Consider the following 18,249-nt stretch of genomic DNA (forward strand, 5'->3'; position numbering starts at 1 on the left):
AGTGCGCTCAGTAACTCAGTTATTAGTGCAGCGTAGCTAAGGTGCTCATTTGCCATAAGATCATGGTCAATGACCATAGTTTGACGGTGTCTAAAGTTTGTGAGGGATTAGATTAAGATATTGCTTGATACGAGAGCTTGCTTGCAAGCTTTTTTGCACTAGATGGCGCATTGCAATGTACTTTGCGTTAAAATGCAGACATCCTAATTAGGATGCCTTTACAACCCGTTTTCTTTTAGCTTCGAAGCGCAGTGACCTGCTTTGGTAGCGCTTTAACTCATCACATCGCTTTATCTTGGAGCTAAGCAATGCTTAGACTTCAGTTAAGGTCGAGAGAGGAAAATATGCACGCATTATCACTGGACAAAGACAAGATCAAAATCCTACTTTTAGAGGGTGTCGATCCAAGTGCGGTTGATGTTCTGCATCAGGCAGGCTACACCAACGTTGAGTATGATAAGAAGGCCTATGATGGCCAAGAGTTACTCGACAAGATCGAGAAGGTTCACTTCCTTGGTATTCGTTCTCGTACTCAGCTTACTCGTGAAGTTTTAGAGCACGCAAGCCGTTTAGTAGGCGTTGGTTGTTTCTGTATCGGTACTAATCAAGTTGATCTTGAAGCTGCCGCTCAGATGGGTATCCCAGTTTTCAATGCTCCATACTCCAACACTCGTTCTGTTGCTGAGTTAGTAACTGGTGAATACTTACAGTTACTGCGCGACGTTCCTGCACGTAATGCCCTTTTACACCGTGGTGGTTGGAATAAGGTAGCTCATGGCTGTTATGAGGCACGTGGTAAGACCTTAGGTATTATTGGCTACGGTCACATTGGTACTCAGGTAGGCATCATTGCAGAGAGCTTAGGTCTCAAGGTTATCTTCTTCGATATTGAGAACAAGTTAGTTTTAGGCAATGCTCAGCAGGTTAATAGCTTAGATGAGCTCTACGAGAAGGCTGACATCGTTACTCTGCATGTACCAGAGACCGATGACACCAAGAATATGATTGATGCTGCTGCCTTTGCTAAGATGAAAGACGGTGTCTTCTTTGTTAACGCCTCACGTGGTACTGTTGTTGATATTGATGCTTTAGCTGATGCTTTAAGATCCAAGAAGGTTGCTGGTGCTGCTTTAGACGTTCACCCAGTTGAGCCTGCATCAAACAACGACGAGTTTGTCTCTCCAATGCGTGAGTTTGACAATGTAATCTTAACTCCTCACATTGGTGCTGCTACTGAGGAAGCTCAGCGTAACATCGGTATTGAGGTTGCTCAGAAGCTCGCTTTATACAGTGACAATGGCTCAACCTTAACTGCAGTAAACTTCCCAGAGGTATCCCTGCCAGCTAAGCGCGAGAGCGTCTCACGTTTACTCCACGTTCACAAGAACACCCCAGGTATCATGCAGAAGATCAACGAGGTCTTTGCATCCAAGGATATCAACCTTGCGGCACAGTACTTGCAGACTTCAGGTGATGTGGGCTATGTAGTAATGGACATCAACTCTAACGAACCAGAGGCCATCGTTCCATTACTTAAGCAGATTCCAGGTACTTTAAAGTGCCGTATCCTCTACTAATCTTAGCTGATTAGTTTAAGAGAGTGACGGTTTTCAAGCGCCATCAGTTAAAAACAAACCATGTGTATGACTATTCTCATTCACTTGCCTGTATGTGAAGATGTGATGAGCGCTTTTGACACTGTCATGTAGACGAATAGCAGACCCACAAGGTCTGCTTTTTTGTTTTTAAGGCTTAAAGCACGTGATGTATTTGCGTCCTTAAGCCTAGGTGTGACCTAGCAGTCAAAGCCTAATTTATGCACTTGAGTCTCAAAAGTAAGAGAAGGTGACAGCTCAAGCTTGTTATGTACATCGCAAGCATATTATGTATAAGCTCACATTACCTAGCTTTGATCTTTTGACTACTTTACGAGAGCTAACTTGCAATAATGGAAGATTCTATTCTTCTTAATGGGTGCAAAATTAGGTTAGATGCGTATGACGGTGTAAGATATACGCACATTTGTTTTTAGAGCGGATCAGAAGTTATATGTTGAACCGAGTTACTCGATTGACACTTGCAGCCTTAGGCTGTGCATACTGCAGTCTGATGAGTGCTAATGCACTTGCATCTAGTGATATCGCTGTTTCAACAGCTAACAGCTGGCGCTTTGTCGAAGACCCAGAGTACGCCTACGCAAAGGGCAGCTCCTCTAAGCTTTTATCTTTAAAAGAGGCTGTTCTGCACCACGCTTTGATGATTAAGATCAATAAGAACATGATTGACTCTTATACCTTCAAGGTAGGCTGCATCTTACAAAATCCAACCCCTCTTTTTGAGATTAAGGTTAATAGTCTCGACATCCGTTTGTTTGACAGTGTGAACGACTTTGTTTTTGCTCGTTTCATCGTCGACAACAATCAAGAGTACTCACTGCGTGGTGAGCTCTCTGGTAGAAACCGTATTATCTTTGGTCCTATCACCAAGACCCAAGAACGTTCATTAAGCGACCTGTTCTTACAGATGCGTGAGGGCGGTGAGCTTAAGATTGCTATGCTGCAGGGTGATGTCACTAAGGCGCGTATTTATGAAGTCCCATTAGCTGGCTTCATTGATTACTCTGACAAGATTATGAAGAGCTGCACCGACTATAACGTGCTCTATCAAGGTAAGCCTAATTACCTGCCTGATTACATGTCAAAAGAGCCTGAAGGCTATGCAGTTAAGGACTTCTCATTAAAGGAAGAAGAGGAAGAGGTAATCGATCCAAACGCACCACGTCCACAGCCTCCAAAGGAGACTCCAAAGGAGGAGCCAAAGCAAGCACCTGCTCCTGAGGTCATGCCTTTTGCTCCAGGTGGTGGTCCAGCCTCTATCGGTGCTGATGGCCGTCCAGTAGGCGCAAATGGTTCTGCTGCACAAGGCACTCAAGGTGGTGCTGTAGATAAGTCATTTGGTGCCGCTCAGGGCCCAATGCAGATTGGTCCAGATGGTCGCCCTGTTGCTCCTCAGCAAAATGATCAAGCAGCTGAGCCAGCCGCTCCTGCTCCAACTCCTGAGGAAAACCAGGCATTTGACATCTTCTAAGATTATTTAGAACGAAACAACTAAACTAATATGAGTACCACCATATACTCATACCCTGAACGGCCGCTTATGCGGCCGTTCTTATATGCGCAGCCCCAAAAGCCAAACCAATGCCACGCTGATGCCATCCTAAGCTGCTCCCTTGCTTAGGCAGTCACAGACAAGCTAGCGCTTGCAGACACCGATAATCTAGCGATTGCAGCCCCTGGTAAGTGCCCTGCCGCAAGTAACTTATAGGCACGATGCGAAACCGTCTGCGAAGCGACGCTCTAAAGCAGTAACGACACAAAGGAAAGTAAGACACAGCCACAAGCTATCACTGAATTAGCAGCAAGTGGTTAAATAGTCTGCAATGCGAATGATTAAAGCAGGGCCATGTATTCCAAACCACCAAACCAAAGCATAAACGGCAGTACGTGCTTGCCAGAGCTGTAAGCTAAGGAAACTAGGTGGCATGATTCTGCGCAATGCTTAATCGAGAAAATAGCACTGACATGAGATGGCAGGGAGGATAGCTAATTAGGCTTATGCTACACAACGACCTTAGATAAAACCATTAGAGTTGAGGTTTTATGTAAAAATAGATGTGGTTAATTTTGAGTAGATACAAAAAAAGATGCTTTCGCATCTTTTTATGTATTGGTGCCCAGGGCCGGGGTCGAACCGGCACGGATGTTTAGTCCGAGGGATTTTAAGTCCCTTGTGTCTACCAATTTCACCACCTGGGCGATCAATTTTTGTTGTCAGGTCGCGGACAACGAGGACTATTATATATACTTTTACTCAAGGTGCAAGCACTTTACAAAAAAAGTTTTGCTTCTGCCCCCAAATGAGGAGTATTAACAGCATAAGGCCATTGTAGAAGACAGCCAATCAATGCCACCGTTGCACTAGACCAAGCAAAGAAGTCGTAACTTTCCAAAAATAGCAGCTATTAACCTCAGTAAAACTATGGCCATGGAGCTAAATAATTATCAGCTTCCGTACGTTGTTCTATTAATAGGCTCGCATGATGCCTAAAGACTAGGCAATTAGCAATTGAAAAGATTAGGCAATGCCTAAAGATGCTCGATAATATGTGGCAGCGTTCTTTTGGCCTTATTCCATAGACTAAGCTCTATATCGATCCTTTACTGCCTGAACAAATGCCATCACGAATAGCCACAAAATGCCTGTGTGCCTAAGTGAGTGCGTTTAGGTGCAGGAGTGCATGGTGCTCAGCTAGGCTGTCGACGACATTAGCCTATGAGCATTTTGTAGCAGATATTAGTAGAGAGACTTCTTTAGCTGAGCTACTCGTTAAGATGCAATTAGGTTGCTAAAGATAGCGCGATTGAGAATGGATGCTTTGAGTTAAGGCTGTGCTAAAGTGCACTTGGATGAGATTGGGCGTGAAGATGATTTTGCAGAGCGTAGAAACAAAAAAAGATGCTTGCGCATCTTTCTTGTAATTGGTGCCCAGGGCCGGGGTCGAACCGGCACGGATGTTTAGTCCGAGGGATTTTAAGTCCCTTGTGTCTACCAATTTCACCACCTGGGCGATCAATTTTTTGTTGCTGTCATGTCGCTGACAACGGTGCTAATTATATAGAATTTGCAGCCTAGTGCAAGATGTTTTTAAAAAATCTGTTGAGCTTTTATTAAAAGCGCTTAAACAAGCCATGCACGCATGCAAGTATTGAGTGTATAAAAGCCATCTTAATGCGTATCCATGGTTCAGGTAGCATCAGCTTGTGGTGCTGTGTGAATCTGAGTTGTAGCTGATGAGATAGTTCAGGATTGGCGTTAATGACCGGTATAATTGCCAAACACATAGTTCTAGCCTAGTTTGGGGTTTAGGAAAGTATCTTTGATACGCCTATCTAGCCTAGATTTAGGAAACATGCAATGCAGCCTGTATTACCGCTAATCAAACTAGCTGTTGAGCGAGGCGTTGCTTACCTTGTTACATACAAGTCTGAGTGGATTCCTGCTGTTAAGAACGACAAAGGCGAGATAGTTAAAAGAGCGCATTGCCGTACTTATGACAGACGTATTGTCGGTAGTATCAGGGGTAATGGCCGTTCAGGCTATGTAGACTTGAGAGAGTGGTTTTTTCAGGATTATACAGAACTCAAAGACTACGTAGTGTTTAGAAACGCGGATGCCTCATACTCTTTTGAGAAGAAAACAGACTCAATTACTCACAAGGAAATGCAGCCTGTAGCAAAAGGGGACGTAAAATCTAATACAATCTCGGCTCGTGATAGTCAGCAAATCTCTTATGTAGCAAATCTCTTATGTATAAAAGCCATACCGTAAGGGTATTGAGCAGCGTTTAGGCGTGCTTCAAGCAATACCTCTTATATTAGACGATAGCGATCAAGCGACCGACTTGCAATTGCTAGAGACGATTACACAGGCTAGTTTGCTTAGGCCTTGGTCTCTTTGGATGCTCTGTTCAATAATCTTGATAAGATAGTAGTTGAAAGGCATGACAATGGCGTCTACTAAAAAGCAATTGATGCACATCTAGCCAAGTTGTTACAGGCAATACATTGTCAGGTGCCTATATCTTTGCAGGAAGTATCAAAGCTCTCAGCTGGTAGTATTGATAGCATGATCAATTACCTCACTGAGGTTGACTGCGATTATGTGGATGATGATATTGATTACAGCAAGCTTTTGTAAGCTGATTGCTTACTAAATCAAAGTTTTGCTAGACACGCTTTGTATGAGCTTTCATACAAGACCATGGCAACAATAAGACAAAGTACAGCAAAATATGTGTACAAGGCACGGAGAAGAAGCCTGTAGAAAAAGGATTGGTTGCTGTGGTTTTGAGGGGGGTTAACGTGATGCTAAGAAGCTTTTTGTGGTATTAGCAAGAAGGTGCTGAACAGCTACTGGGCATAAGGTGAGATTTTGCATAGCCCAGAAACAAAAAAAGATGCTTACGCATCTTTCTTGTAATTGGTGCCCAGGGCCGGGGTCGAACCGGCACGGATGTTTAGTCCGAGGGATTTTAAGTCCCTTGTGTCTACCAATTTCACCACCTGGGCAATCAATTTTTATTGTTATCAGGTCGCTGACAACGTGGCTCATTATAAGGATTTTCACATCCTATGCAAGCATCTAAATGAACTTTTTGTAAAAAAGATCATAAGAGTATGTAAGATGCTGATATTTAAGCCGTTTGTTTGTCTTTGCGTCTGATGGTATGAATGCTAATAATCTTAACTTTTGAGGGCTTAATAGCCAATATCTGTGGCTGTGTTGAAGAGTTTTACAAAAGCAAAGATAGAGATTTTTGAAGAGTAGGCATAAGCCTTCGGCTAAGCTTTGATCTTTGCATAAGCATTTTGGCCATTGCTTGTAAGCCTTGCCGCTTTCGCTGCATATCTTTATATGCCTAGCAATGCTTACGCTGGCGATCTTATTCGAGCGTATGCTACTTGTCCTTGCTCATGATCTTATGCTCTATGCTATGAGATGAGGTGGGCAGTGGTGGCGCTTTTGGCGTAGGCGCTAAGAGGCTTAATGGGGCGCAAAAAGCAAAGGCCGCAGTAGCGGCCTTGAGCGTAAGTATGTGCATGAACATAAAGCATGGGCGTTATGTCAGGGCACCATACTTATTTGTCGTCAGCTGGCTTAACGTCAGCAAGCTGCAGATCGCGGTACTCTTCAGCGTCTAATGAAACTGACATTTCAATGATGTGTGCTTCATTAGTGTTAGCGTACTTCACTTCGACATTTTCTTGAGTTGCCTGAGGAATATACTTTCTCAGAACAGCTAAGATCTCGTCGTTGAGCTGAGGTAAAAAATCTGGGCTGTTGATACCAGCTCTATCATTAATGAGCAAGATACGCAGTCTTTGCTTAGCTGTTTCGCTACTGCTCTGCTCTTCTTTATCTGAGTTAATGATTTTCATTAACGAAGACATTAAAGACATATATTCGTCCTATCTTGTGTTAGTAGACTAAAGTCCAATAACAGCATCAAAATCTGTTGAGTCTCATATCCTTTTTAGATAGCGCAGCAGTCCTGTTGAGCATTGCCGCTGTGTTCGTTTATGCACGAACTATCTTTTTAAGCCCACATCTCGTGTTGTAGCTGCAGCTTGTAGCTTTTGAATAAGCATTATTATGTGCATGTATTGATGAGATTCATCGAGCAAACAAGCACATGTTAAATGAGGCTTAGGCACTTTGTGCTAAAAGCCTATTAATCAAGTTACGAGAGTAGATTTATTTCAAGAGTATGAGTAAAAGTGCTCTTAGACCTTATTAACTGCAAGCTAAATTAAGGCTAGGGTAAGAACTATTTACCAAAGAGCTTGGAGAACCAGCCCTTGTTTTCTGTCATGAAGCGTAATGGAACGTCATCACCGAGGAGACGTTCGACGGCATCCTTGTATGCCATACCAGCCTCAGACTTATCAAACATGATGATAGGCAGACCCTTGTTAGATGCCTTTAAGACATCAGCAGACTCAGGAATTACGCCTAAAAGAGGAATGGTAAGTAACTCGTGAATGTCATCAAGAGATAACATCTCATCCTTACGTACACGAGATGGCACGTAGCGGGTGAGTAATAAGCGGTGATCTACTGGCTTCCAACCATTTTCGGCACGACGTGACTTAGCATCGAGAATACCAATGATACGGTCAGAGTCACGAACTGATGAAATCTCTGGGTTGGTAGTAACGATTGCAGTATCAGCATAGTACAGGGCAATTAAAGCACCTGACTCAATACCAGCTGGGCTGTCGCAGACGATGTACTCAAAGCCCATGTCAGACAGCTCCTTAAGCACACGGCCTACGCCTGAATAAGTAAGGGAGTCTTTGTCCTTAGTCTGAGAGGCAGCTAAAACGTAAAGGTTGCCACCTTCAGTGTTCTTATCACGAATCAGAGCCTGGTTTAAACGAGCCTCACCGTGTAATACATTGATGAAGTCATAAACAACACGACGCTCACAACCCATGATGAGGTCAAGATTACGCAGACCGACGTCGAAGTCGATAACGCAAGTCTTGTGACCCTTTTGTGCCAGACCAGTTGAAATAGAAGCAGCAGTGGTAGTCTTGCCTACACCGCCCTTACCTGAGGTAACAACGATGATGTGAGCCTTGAAGATATCATCAACAGGCTTATCTTCCTCGTCATTTCTAGTTGCTACGTCTGCAGCATTAGCTTCCTGTTCGTTGGTCTCAATGTTGTCTTTGCTTTCTGACTTTTCAGTGCTGTTTTCTTGCTCAACAGAGCTGCTCTTTACTTCCTCTTCGGAAGCAGCACTAACATCAGCTGCTTTTGACTTGTCGGATGTATCTTTCTTAGCCACTTGATCCAGCTTCTCTTGTGATGGTTGTTCTTTAGATGCTTCAGACTTTTCGTCCTTAGCGCTTGATTCTTCATTGCTCTTATCAGAAGTGCACTCATCCTTAGACTCTTCATTAGACTCTTTTTTGTCTGTGCACTCTGAGCTATCTACCTTGGCATTAGCGTCAACTTGAGTCTCTGTAGAGCAATCTGAAGAAGTCTCATTAGTGCTTATCTTCTCTTCGCTCTTAGAGGTCTCAACCTCATCGCTCTTAATTAACTTTTCTTTGTTATCAGCAGCAGCTGTGGTTTTAGTAGTCTTGCTAGCTGATGTAGTCTTTTTACGGGCCATGATTGTAACCTTTGCCAGTCAGTATGCTGAGCATTAAACTTGCGTGTTTGGGGTAAACCGACTGTAGCGGTAAATTTTGTATCTGCCATGACAAAATATATTAAAGTTCTTGTTAAACCTTCAATAATCTTGTTTAGACAGCGTGACTATCAATACTCTAGAGTTCTAGTTCATTGATAAGTAAAACTTTTCTTTAGTTGCGGAAGTCAGGCAAGGTTGAATAATTCAAATTGCCATCGTTGAGGGTAATTACAAGCCCTTCTTTCTTCGCACAAACTTTCGATAGTTCTTTATCGTTATCAAGATCTTCACCGGTACGGTAGTTACCGGCAATGGAGATCACGCCAGGATTAAAGTTTCCTTGCACGTGAATAATCGCATCTTCTAAACCAGGATCTTGATCGTTCTTTGGTGCGCCTGCAAAGATATCTGCACCATTGACGTTGCCGAAGACAAAAACATGGTGAGATGCAACAACACGTGCATGCGTACTTACAGAACCATAGATTGCAATTGAGGCATTGTCACCATTAATCTTTTCGCCTGAGCGGACATTGCGGCGCACAATACGAACAGGAGCAGGTACAGGGATCTCATACGGTACTTTAACTTCGTAAGGTACCGGGATCTGTACAGGCACTTTGACCTCAATAAATTTGGTGATGATCTTTGGCTTGAGATTCTCCTCTCTAATTCGCGCATAGCGGTTGGAATTAACCACCGGAATACGACGTCGAACTAAAGCCTCATATCGATCTTCATTGATGACGCCAGTGACGCCAACTAAAAACAAATCGTGAGCACGGCAAACATCCTGAAGCTTAAGGAAATCAAAGGAGTTGAGATTTCCTACATTTTCAACGTTAAGTACTACAGATGTATGCTTATATGCGTCATGAGCACGATCAACTTTAGAAGATAGGATCTGCTCTAACTCTTCGACCGATCCACTTTGAATCTTAATTGCGGCCAAAGAAAAGCCCGTATGAGAAATATCGCCGACGGGCAAAGAATTGTGCTGCACTTGTGGTGCCGAATCCATTCTTCAGGTCCTTTTTTGACTGATGAGCGATCAGCTTTGAGATTGCCATAAGCAATTAAGCAAACGCTATTAGCTATTACAAGCGCTTGTTAGTGAAATTGATTGCCAGAATTGCTAATCGATAGAGCACTTGAACATACTATGGTTGCACTAGATTGCTGATCGATTTAATTAACTCATCGCCACGAAAAACTATTAACCTGACAATTCTAACACATAAGCTGATTCTTATTAGCAAAAGCACCGCAAATGATATGTCATCCGTAACTATGAATGTCAGCATTTACTCTGAGCACTAAGCATAATCATTAATATGAGCAAGCTCTTTATAAGAATAAAGTCAACTGTGCATTGGTTTAAAACATTTAGTGCCATGTTGTGCATCAATTTATACTAAAGAAACGATCTCTTAGATTATCAAGAACAGTATGCTTGCATAGCGACTACAAAACGGTATCAATACAATAGAGAGTAATGCATTTAAGTGAACTTAGCTTTGTTTAGGTATATGGCAGTTGTCACGGCTTGAAAGATATAAGCTTGATTGCAAAGAGTCTTTAGCATAAGATTTTCGGCCATGCTTTAGGCTAAAGAGGCTCCTTTATAGCGTTAATCTTAGCCTAGATATCTTGCACAGCTAGTGCAAACATACGTGCCTAATGTTTCGTGGCACAACTAGAGGATTATTAAATGGAACGTTTGGCTTACGTATACAAAAGCCGCAAGAAGTTGCGCACTTATCTGTATATACCTGAGAAGGATGTGTTCTCTCATATCCCATCAGGTTTAATGGATGCTTTTGGCGCTCCTGAGTTTGTTATGGTGTTTAAGCTCCATAAAGAGCGTAAGTTACAAAAGATCACAGCTGAAGATCTGATAAAGGCTTTTGATGAAAAAGGCTTTATGCTGCGTATCGATTTAGAGAACGAGGAAGACAATATGCTCAATCAAGAGCGTGCTCGTTTAGGTCTGCCTCCTTTAGAAAGAGAACAGATTAGCGACTACTTCCACTAAAATGCACAAGACGCTCTTGTGCACCTGACACCCCTCTCGTATCAGAGCTGCGTTTATACGCGATCTGATACGAGCCATGATCCTAAATGCGATCCTGCCTCTTTATTACCCGCCTTAGCAGCCACCATCTGATCTAGCAAGAGAAGATGCACCCTCACCCCATTAAGCAAAACAGACAAAAAAACGACGAAAATGCCACCCCACCGCAAGATAAAGTGAGCTTAGAGTAGGCTAAAGAAAGCAAAATACGCTGCGCTTAGAGTGTGCTAAAGAAAGCAAGATACAATGCGCTTAGAGTAGGGCAAATCAAAGGGAGTCTTGACTGAAAGCGCCATTTTAGGCAGTAAAAATTGCAAGTAGACATAGTAGCTACTTAAGGCTTGAGCTTGATAAGCTGCCTTACTTTTTTGTAATTTCAGGCAGCATATCTAAGTATTGATTAAGCTTTAGAACTTACAACAAATGATGGTGCAATCATTCTCTTGCTTAACGTCATTGGCAAAGCTTAATAGCTTCTTCTTTAAATTATGGACAGTGTCCTTAGCGCTATCAAAGCTCTCGTCTGAAAGCATTTCCTCAAAGCCTTCTCCACCAAGCTTCTTACCATGGTGGTTAACGAAGTCGAGGATACCGTCAGTGTAGAGCAAGATGCTATCGCCTTCATCAATATAGATGTCGTAGCTTGAGTAGCACTGGTTTTTATCGCTGCCTAAAACGACATCAGAGCGGATATCGATGTACCCAAAGGTCTCATCCTTGCGCTTGATTACTGGCAGTGTATGACCTGCGTTGAGTAAGGATACGCAGTTAGTGTTCTTATCAATGAGCATGATACACATTGAAGATAGAGTCTTACCCTCATACTTACTAAAGAGCTGCTTGTTAAGGATAGTAACAGCCTCGCCTAAGTTAATGAGCTTGCGTGAGCACAGCTCCACTAGCTGACTTGTAAGCATAAGATTGAGGCTAGCTGCATCGTAAGCGATCTTACCCGTACGGTTAACCGTACCGATCACAACCGCGCTAAAGTCATTGCTTAGCTTAAAGTAGTCAAAGTAGTCACCAGTGTAGCTATCTGCACGCCTGCTATAAATAGCCATGTTCTCAGGCAGCTTTAACTTAAGTTTGTTTAAGTTATTCTCAGACTCATTTTGTACCTTTTGTAACTTAAGCTCTTTAATTGAAGTCTTAAGCTTGTCACCAGAGACATTCTGCAGCGACTGAGTGTACTGATAGAGAGACTTGGTCATGAGCAAGACGCGCTTTGAGAGTGTTCCAATCTCATCATTACGCTCTGGCAGATCTTTAGAGATACGATCCAATAGATCGCTATCTTGAAGCAGGCCAGCCATGTGTCTGAGCTTGTTATTAATGGTCTCAATATCGGCAGCATCCTTCTTAGAGTGCTTTAAGAACAGCGCCAGACCAGTAAAACATAGTAATAAGCCAACTAGACCAGTGATAAGCAGATAATGAGTCAGATTAGTATGGTTGTTATTATCTCCACCAGTTACTATGATGAACCAATTTGCAGGAGCAAAGTGTCTAATCGTAATGTATCCATCAATATTCGGATCGAAATGCTGTGAGATGCCAGTGACCTTTGCATCATTTAACACATTCTCAGGGATAGAGCGAATGAGTTCATCCGGGATCGCTGTATCGGTTAATGAATTGTAGTCAGAGTCAATAAGTAAGATCTGTAAAGATGTAGATTCGGAAGCATACTTAACTGTCTCATTGATGCTATAGGCGATCAAACGCTTTAAGACAATGTCCTGCTTGTGCAGTCTAGAGATATCACTAATAAGTACTAGCTGCAGGTTACCTAAATTGCTCAGAGGTGAGGCAGAAACTAAGTAGGCAGCACGACGAGTTACATCGCTCTTATTGATATTGATCTCATCATGAACAATAGGAGAGGAGTTGCCTGGAGCAATGCTTGCTGGTGGCCGTGGCTGTATTACATGAGCAGTATGAATATGCTGCGCATCCACGTATTGAGCCTCTTTATGATCGCGTGTAGCTAAAGCTGATGCTGCGGTCATGGCGTCTACATACAACTTATGTTCAGAGGCTATAAAATCATGTTTATCGTTATCCTCGATTGATTGCTCATTTTGAACATTTTCAAGAATCCTAAGATCATGGTTCTTTTTATATGACTGCATAAACATCTCATACTCTTGATCTGAGATGTCACGGTACATAACCGAGAAACTATCGGTTTTCTTGTCAGATGCATCAACAATAAAACTAAAGAGGTTGCGCTTAGACCCTTGGTTATATAGCTCAGAGAGCATGTAACGATGTGAGTCATCTAAGAAAACATCCTCAGATGGATTGTTCTTATTGATAACAAATGCTTCAAAGCCTAAGCGATGGAGCTCTTCTAGATGCATGTGAATCCACTTATAAAGCTTCTGATCTTGTGCTTTAGCATGAGTATTGTCTTGATAGTCATGATCTAAATAGGCATGAGGGTTAGACTCGGCAAAGAAAAGCGATTCTCTCTGACCATTGCTCTTAGAAGAATGGTTATAAGTTGGCTTCAGATGTTCTTGTAATAATTTATAGTTGCGCTTGTTTACATTAGTAAGGTTGCGCTTATTCTCTGTAACAGTATCAGCGTGTTTTTTATTTTCATCTTCAAGATATTCGTCTGATAAAACTTTACCCAAGAGCGCTTCAGGTGTGCTTGAAACATCACCACTAGCATATGCAATGAGTTCTTTTACTGATGCATCTTCACTTTCCTTAGATGCATTAGCAGCGTTGGTACTAGGAATTTTTGGGTTATCTTGAGCCTTTTTATATGCTGAGCTTTTCTCAATAATAGTAGAGGCCGCATCATGAGATGCAATGCCATGGTTTTGATCTACAGCTAAGCTGTTTGATTGACCGCTAGCTTGAGTACTCTTGCTTGCACCTGAGACACCATCAACAGCGTTTCGTTTATCTAAAGCAGCATTAATTAAAGAAAGATCATCACGAGTTGTGGTGGCAGACTCGGTTCTTGAATACCTTCTTTCAAGCTCAGCAGCATCATCTTCAGATGCGATGTTTGGGGTAGCATTGTTAGTTGGATTGATAGCAGCATCAACCACAAAGGCAGACTTTGCTCTGTCTTTATTTAGTACATCCTGCACATCTTGATTGTATGTAATGCTCTGCTGTGAAGAAGATCCAGAGACATTATCTTCACTCTTGGTATTAAAGGTATCAAGCGTATTCTTTGGTGCAGCGGCATTGCGCTCTTGAATATTGCGTAGCGAGGTAGATAAGTTTTTGAGCAATGATCCGCTGTCAGATGCTGTGCTCTCATCTAACATGTCGTAAATAGAGATATCTACCATGCGGTGCAAACGCTGCAGTTCATTACGCACTAATGTAAGGCTTGAGTGACGTGAGATCTGATTAAAGATGAAAGCATTATCAAGCTCTTTATTAAAAAGCTGAGCAACATTGTTTTGCACCAGCTTCTCTTGATTGAGATGCACGTTGCTCCAGAAAGCCCAGGTGAAGATCAGCAGAAAGATAAGAGGTAAGAAGAGCGTGATAGTTGCATAACGCAAAGCACGTCTTGCCATGCCTGACTCTCTAAAAATCATCGACAACCTCTCTTAATATAGTCACTCTAAGCGTAGCTCAAGCAAAAGTACTAACAAAGATGCTCTATAAGCATGTACGTACAAGCCATAATACGGCTCAATGCTAGCAAGGTGGTTTAAGACCAATATTTGAATGCCTCATATGAATACTGCCACATTGTCTTAGTGATCGGCATTGAACAAAACTTAGTCAACCAAAAGCTCTTAAAATAGATGAAGTAATGATCTATCCTTTCTAGCAGGACATAAGAGCAATGCAATAAATACCTGCCAAGATAAAAAGCATAGCTAGCAAAAAGATTAAGCTTGGCTTAGAAGTGATACTTCCGCCTCTAGCACATAGTGCTTAATACTCACACCACACATTTGGCACAAGCTTAAGGCTATTGGGCATCTGTTAATTTGCCCCAAGCTCAAAGCAAGTAATAAATTGTTAGTTTACCGCCAATTTGCATAAGTATGCCTGATTTGCACAATTAAGTTAAGTGAAACAGCAAGTTTTCTAGCTCTGTTCTTTGCTGTATGTCGCACTACAAGACTATCAACACGATCTTTCTTACATGCCCCAAAAAACATAATGCACAGCCAACAGCACGCCCCCAAAAAGATCATATCCAAAGCCAATAGCACGCCACAAAAGATCATGGCCACAGCAATCGCTGCTACCAAACCAATAATCAAATCGTCAGAACAAGATGCACTCTTAAGCAATATTAAGCGCGGCACTTTAAAGAAAAAGAAAGACCCCTGGCCGTAACATCTTTACTCAAGTAAGGTCAAAGCGAGTGACATATTCAGGTGAAAAACGATAAAGATAATGGCTCATACTTTTAGATCGCAATAGTCGATCATGGCAACAGATGATCATGTATAGTGGCTAATCATAGGCAATAAAATTTAGGCATAAGCCATGATCTTTCAAGGAGCATCAGTCTGTGGTTCACAAGAGCGTATCTAACTTATCCGAGGGGCCTTTTTTCAAAGATCTTGGGTGTGTGTTCGGCTTCTTAGACCCCGCTTTCCATTTTGCAGGTTCACCTATTGCAGACTTGTTTAGTGCTGAAAAGACAAATACAAGTGCTAGAGGTGGTTGTATCAAAGCAACTGATAGAGACTGTGAGGTAAGTTTGTATACAAGTGATTGTGACGACTGTTCCTATAAATCAGCTAAATTTGAACTTGAGTACTGGCTTAAAGTGATTGCGCTTAACGAACTACCAGAAGACATAACTGAAAAGCTATTTTGCCAATACTTTCAATGTGATGAGCAACAGTATCAAGATCTGCTTCATGCCGCTAACGCGTTTGCATCAGCTTTTGTTAAATGGTCTCTTGAGCCATATTACAAAGATTCAGACATACAAAAGCTAAACAGGCATATGCGTAGGCTTAAGAAATCACTAAATGAAGCCTCTGCACCTGAAAAAGAGCAGCTAGATGAAGATCTGAGTTTTCTTAACACTGAAATTATCTCAATTGCTAATGATCGTAATATCCGAACTAGCTATTTTGAGATTTGTCGCTATAACCGTAACTTTCAGTATCACTTTAGCTCACCAAACGATTGGCCTAGAGAGAAAGAGCTTTACGTTAAGAGAGGGTTCAAAAGTGTTATGAAGAAAGTTGATGAGGAGGCATATGTACGTTGGTGGAAGCGCTCACATGGTCCTCATTTCGACTTTTTTAGAAATTTTGAAAAAACAGTACGCCTTGAGTATAGGCTAAATGAAGAAGTACGAAATGTATACAAGGATTTACTGAGTGAGGCCAAGTTTTTAATGCCCGAACAACACGCCCAAGAGCGTATTGAAACTTTGTACAACAGGTTTGTAAATTTCTCCGCACTTGAGTGGTATTTATATCTTCCGATGTAGTCCTCTTTATAAGGATTTTTTTAACCCAGTCAAATAAGTCAAATCGTACTCAAGCTTAGTTAACAGACACATACACAAAAAAGCGCTAGATCTCGACGTTCACAGTGTAGCTAGGATTAATAGAGATCTTAAATGCTAGACCTTAGTTTGAATCTGTAAGCGTATACAAATTCAGGCCCCACACTATTAAGACAATGAGGGATTACCATGCTCAAGACAAAGCTTTCGTTCATATCTGATGAGCTCTACCAAGATAATGTTATTTATTACTTGGGTGAAAAGTTAGCCCTTAAGGTTCCTTCATATATGAAGTCACAAGCTGGTGAACCTTTATTAGAAGCAAATAGCTCAGATACAAATAATACAGATGCGCTTAAGCAGCTTGGTGATCTAAAAACTGAGCCTTGGGATCTTAAGGGCAAGTATTACTACGAGTACTGGATCAGTGCACTTGGAGCCATTTGTCAAAAGACCAAAGAGTGGAATGATTTCATGCTCGTAAGACAGTGCTACAACGCTAGCAAAGACTTTGCAAACCACTATGCTCAGTGGTTGATGCTGCAATATCTTACTAAAGAAGAGTTAGAGGCTTATTACAAAAGCAAGTTTGAGAAGACTGCTAAGGATAAAAGGGCAGATCTTATAGCACCGTCAGCTACAGATATAGAAGATGCCGAGATTGAGAACTTGCTAAATGCAATTGAGGGTAAGAACTTAAGACGCGTTCTTTTTGCTAAGCAAATAGATAGAGCTCAACTAGAGGAAGTACTCGCACTTGCAGGCAAGTTATCGGCAATAAACGAGCCTTTTACACGATACTGCACAAGAGGGTACAAGACTGCCTTACTAGGCAGTACCGATAAGTTGCTTGCTGTTTTAGATAAAGAACAAGCACAAGTTAAGATCGATGAAAGCAATCACGTTGGCGATGCACATGACTTAGTCTTAGAAACAAAGGCATTGCGTGACTCATTCAAAAAGCTAATTAGACAAGTTAAGCCTCTAATGAAAGGAAAGGAGGGTGCCAAAGCTGCAGTCGCTCTGTACAGAGACTTTATTAACTTCACTGCACTTGAGTGGTCAACAATCTAAGATCGTTAGCTACTTTCATCTAAAGTAGCATCTTAAGCAAATCAGCTGTTACAGAACTTCACGGAACAATTGCCTGTAAAAGGTTTGCACAACCAACACTACGGCACATTAAAGGCTACTTTTAGATCATCGCAAGGTAAAACCCATTAGTGCTCATAGCCACGTTTGCTGCAAGTGATGTAGATGGAACTGGAAGGTTGTTTCATCTATTTAAGTGCATGTAGCTTCGTGGCTATTTGTATATAAGAGTTAGGCTGCTTGTGATTGAGAGCTTTTAGCTAGATTGACTGTACTCTGAAGTTCGATCCCACATATAAAGGTTATGCAGCATTGCTTGGTCACAATATGCATAGTTATGTGGTTGTATGTGGTGAAGTGGATTGTCTGAGGATGACAAAGTCTTATTTTGGTGGAATTTTGGCTGATTTGAATCAAAGCAATTGCTGCTAATTTGTAAAATATGGTGTTAAAACTATTGCAAATAGGTTGTTAAGACCATATTAATAGCGGTGTTTAATAAAAAGTTTTTGGCGTGATTTGCTTCACAAAATGCGATGTATATGCTGGTCTTTAAGTGTTATTTAAGTAGAATTGTAGATCCGCGCTTAAAAAAAGTTTTAAAAAAGTGTTGACCTAAGATTTTGGATCGCTAAAATACGTCATCACTGAAACGCACTAAGCGATTCGGTAAACAAAGCCAAGCGCTTTGTAGTTCTTTGAAAATTGATAAGTACAGACAATCTGTGTGAGTTCTTTAGTTAAGGACTTTGAGTTTAGCCACATACTTAGTAGCTTAGTTTAAAGCTACAACTTCAAACGAATCATTAAAGTGAAGAGTTTGATCATGGCTCAGATTGAACGCTGGCGGCAGGC

Annotated in this window: 10 protein-coding genes and 3 tRNA genes; 6 read left to right on the forward strand and 7 right to left on the reverse strand. The window is 41.7% G+C overall.

The window, feature by feature from the left end:
- Positions 1-344: 344 nt before the first annotated feature.
- Together serA and RDO37_RS08660 are read left to right on the forward strand one after the other, a co-directional pair.
- Positions 345-1,577: a phosphoglycerate dehydrogenase gene (gene serA / locus RDO37_RS08655; protein ID WP_308498797.1), complete on the forward strand. Its 1,233-nt coding sequence runs from the start codon at positions 345-347 to the stop codon at positions 1,575-1,577.
- Between the two features lie 472 nt (positions 1,578-2,049).
- On the forward strand, positions 2,050-3,087 hold the full coding sequence (locus RDO37_RS08660; RefSeq protein WP_308498798.1) for a hypothetical protein: 1,038 nt from the start codon (positions 2,050-2,052) through the stop codon (positions 3,085-3,087).
- Positions 3,088-3,727: 640 nt separating this feature from the next.
- Here RDO37_RS08660 and RDO37_RS08665 read toward each other — a convergent pair.
- Together RDO37_RS08665 and RDO37_RS08670 are read right to left on the reverse strand one after the other, a co-directional pair.
- Positions 3,728-3,815, reverse strand: a tRNA-Leu gene (locus RDO37_RS08665).
- A 724-nt stretch (positions 3,816-4,539) separates the two neighbouring features.
- Positions 4,540-4,627, reverse strand: a tRNA-Leu gene (locus RDO37_RS08670).
- 347 nt (positions 4,628-4,974) lie between these two features.
- On the opposite strand from RDO37_RS08670, the gene RDO37_RS08675 reads away from it, so the two are divergent.
- Complete coding sequence (locus RDO37_RS08675) at positions 4,975-5,388, forward strand: hypothetical protein (protein ID WP_308498799.1); 414 nt, start codon at positions 4,975-4,977, stop codon at positions 5,386-5,388.
- Positions 5,389-6,040: 652 nt separating this feature from the next.
- Here the strand turns inward: RDO37_RS08675 and RDO37_RS08680 are convergent.
- The 4 genes from RDO37_RS08680 to RDO37_RS08695 all read right to left on the reverse strand — a co-directional run bounded on the left by RDO37_RS08680 (position 6,041) and on the right by RDO37_RS08695 (position 9,785).
- Positions 6,041-6,128 (reverse strand) — tRNA-Leu (locus tag RDO37_RS08680).
- 570 nt (positions 6,129-6,698) lie between these two features.
- Complete coding sequence (gene minE / locus RDO37_RS08685; protein WP_044122179.1) at positions 6,699-7,019, reverse strand: cell division topological specificity factor MinE; 321 nt, start codon at positions 7,017-7,019, stop codon at positions 6,699-6,701.
- A gap of 368 nt (positions 7,020-7,387) precedes the next feature.
- Positions 7,388-8,209: a septum site-determining protein MinD gene (gene minD, locus RDO37_RS08690; protein ID WP_027940271.1), complete on the reverse strand. Its 822-nt coding sequence runs from the start codon at positions 8,207-8,209 to the stop codon at positions 7,388-7,390.
- A 727-nt stretch (positions 8,210-8,936) separates the two neighbouring features.
- Entirely contained in the window at positions 8,937-9,785 is an 849-nt protein-coding gene (locus tag RDO37_RS08695) for a septum site-determining protein MinC (protein WP_281710495.1), read from the reverse strand.
- 690 nt (positions 9,786-10,475) lie between these two features.
- Between RDO37_RS08695 and RDO37_RS08700 the strand changes: the two genes are divergently transcribed.
- Positions 10,476-10,799: a YcgL domain-containing protein gene (locus tag RDO37_RS08700; RefSeq protein WP_308498800.1), complete on the forward strand. Its 324-nt coding sequence runs from the start codon at positions 10,476-10,478 to the stop codon at positions 10,797-10,799.
- 446 nt (positions 10,800-11,245) lie between these two features.
- On the opposite strand, the gene RDO37_RS08705 is transcribed toward RDO37_RS08700, so the two are convergent.
- Positions 11,246-14,410 (reverse strand): PP2C family protein-serine/threonine phosphatase, encoded by a 3,165-nt coding sequence (locus RDO37_RS08705; protein ID WP_308498801.1) that lies wholly within the window; start codon positions 14,408-14,410, stop codon positions 11,246-11,248.
- Between the two features lie 935 nt (positions 14,411-15,345).
- Between RDO37_RS08705 and RDO37_RS08710 the strand changes: the two genes are divergently transcribed.
- Both RDO37_RS08710 and RDO37_RS08715 read left to right on the forward strand, forming a co-directional pair.
- On the forward strand, positions 15,346-16,284 hold the full coding sequence (locus RDO37_RS08710) for a hypothetical protein (protein ID WP_308498802.1): 939 nt from the start codon (positions 15,346-15,348) through the stop codon (positions 16,282-16,284).
- 207 nt (positions 16,285-16,491) lie between these two features.
- Positions 16,492-17,376: a hypothetical protein gene (locus tag RDO37_RS08715; protein WP_308498803.1), complete on the forward strand. Its 885-nt coding sequence runs from the start codon at positions 16,492-16,494 to the stop codon at positions 17,374-17,376.
- Positions 17,377-18,249 lie beyond the last annotated feature (873 nt).

Source organism: uncultured Anaerobiospirillum sp. (assembly GCF_902485895.1).
GTDB lineage: Bacteria > Pseudomonadota > Gammaproteobacteria > Enterobacterales > Succinivibrionaceae > Anaerobiospirillum > Anaerobiospirillum succiniciproducens.

Excerpts from the sequence above, each read along its gene's own strand:
- serA (WP_308498797.1), top strand. The coding sequence starts at position 345 with ATGCACGCATTATCACTGGACAAAGACAAGATCAAAATCCTACTTTTA.
- minE (WP_044122179.1), bottom strand. The coding sequence starts at position 7,019 with ATGTCTTTAATGTCTTCGTTAATGAAAATCATTAACTCAGATAAAGAA.
- RDO37_RS08715 (WP_308498803.1), top strand. The coding sequence starts at position 16,492 with ATGCTCAAGACAAAGCTTTCGTTCATATCTGATGAGCTCTACCAAGAT.
- RDO37_RS08695 (WP_281710495.1), bottom strand. The coding sequence starts at position 9,785 with ATGGATTCGGCACCACAAGTGCAGCACAATTCTTTGCCCGTCGGCGAT.
- RDO37_RS08675 (WP_308498799.1), top strand. The coding sequence starts at position 4,975 with ATGCAGCCTGTATTACCGCTAATCAAACTAGCTGTTGAGCGAGGCGTT.
- RDO37_RS08700 (WP_308498800.1), top strand. The coding sequence starts at position 10,476 with ATGGAACGTTTGGCTTACGTATACAAAAGCCGCAAGAAGTTGCGCACT.
- RDO37_RS08660 (WP_308498798.1), top strand. The coding sequence starts at position 2,050 with ATGTTGAACCGAGTTACTCGATTGACACTTGCAGCCTTAGGCTGTGCA.
- RDO37_RS08705 (WP_308498801.1), bottom strand. The coding sequence starts at position 14,410 with ATGATTTTTAGAGAGTCAGGCATGGCAAGACGTGCTTTGCGTTATGCA.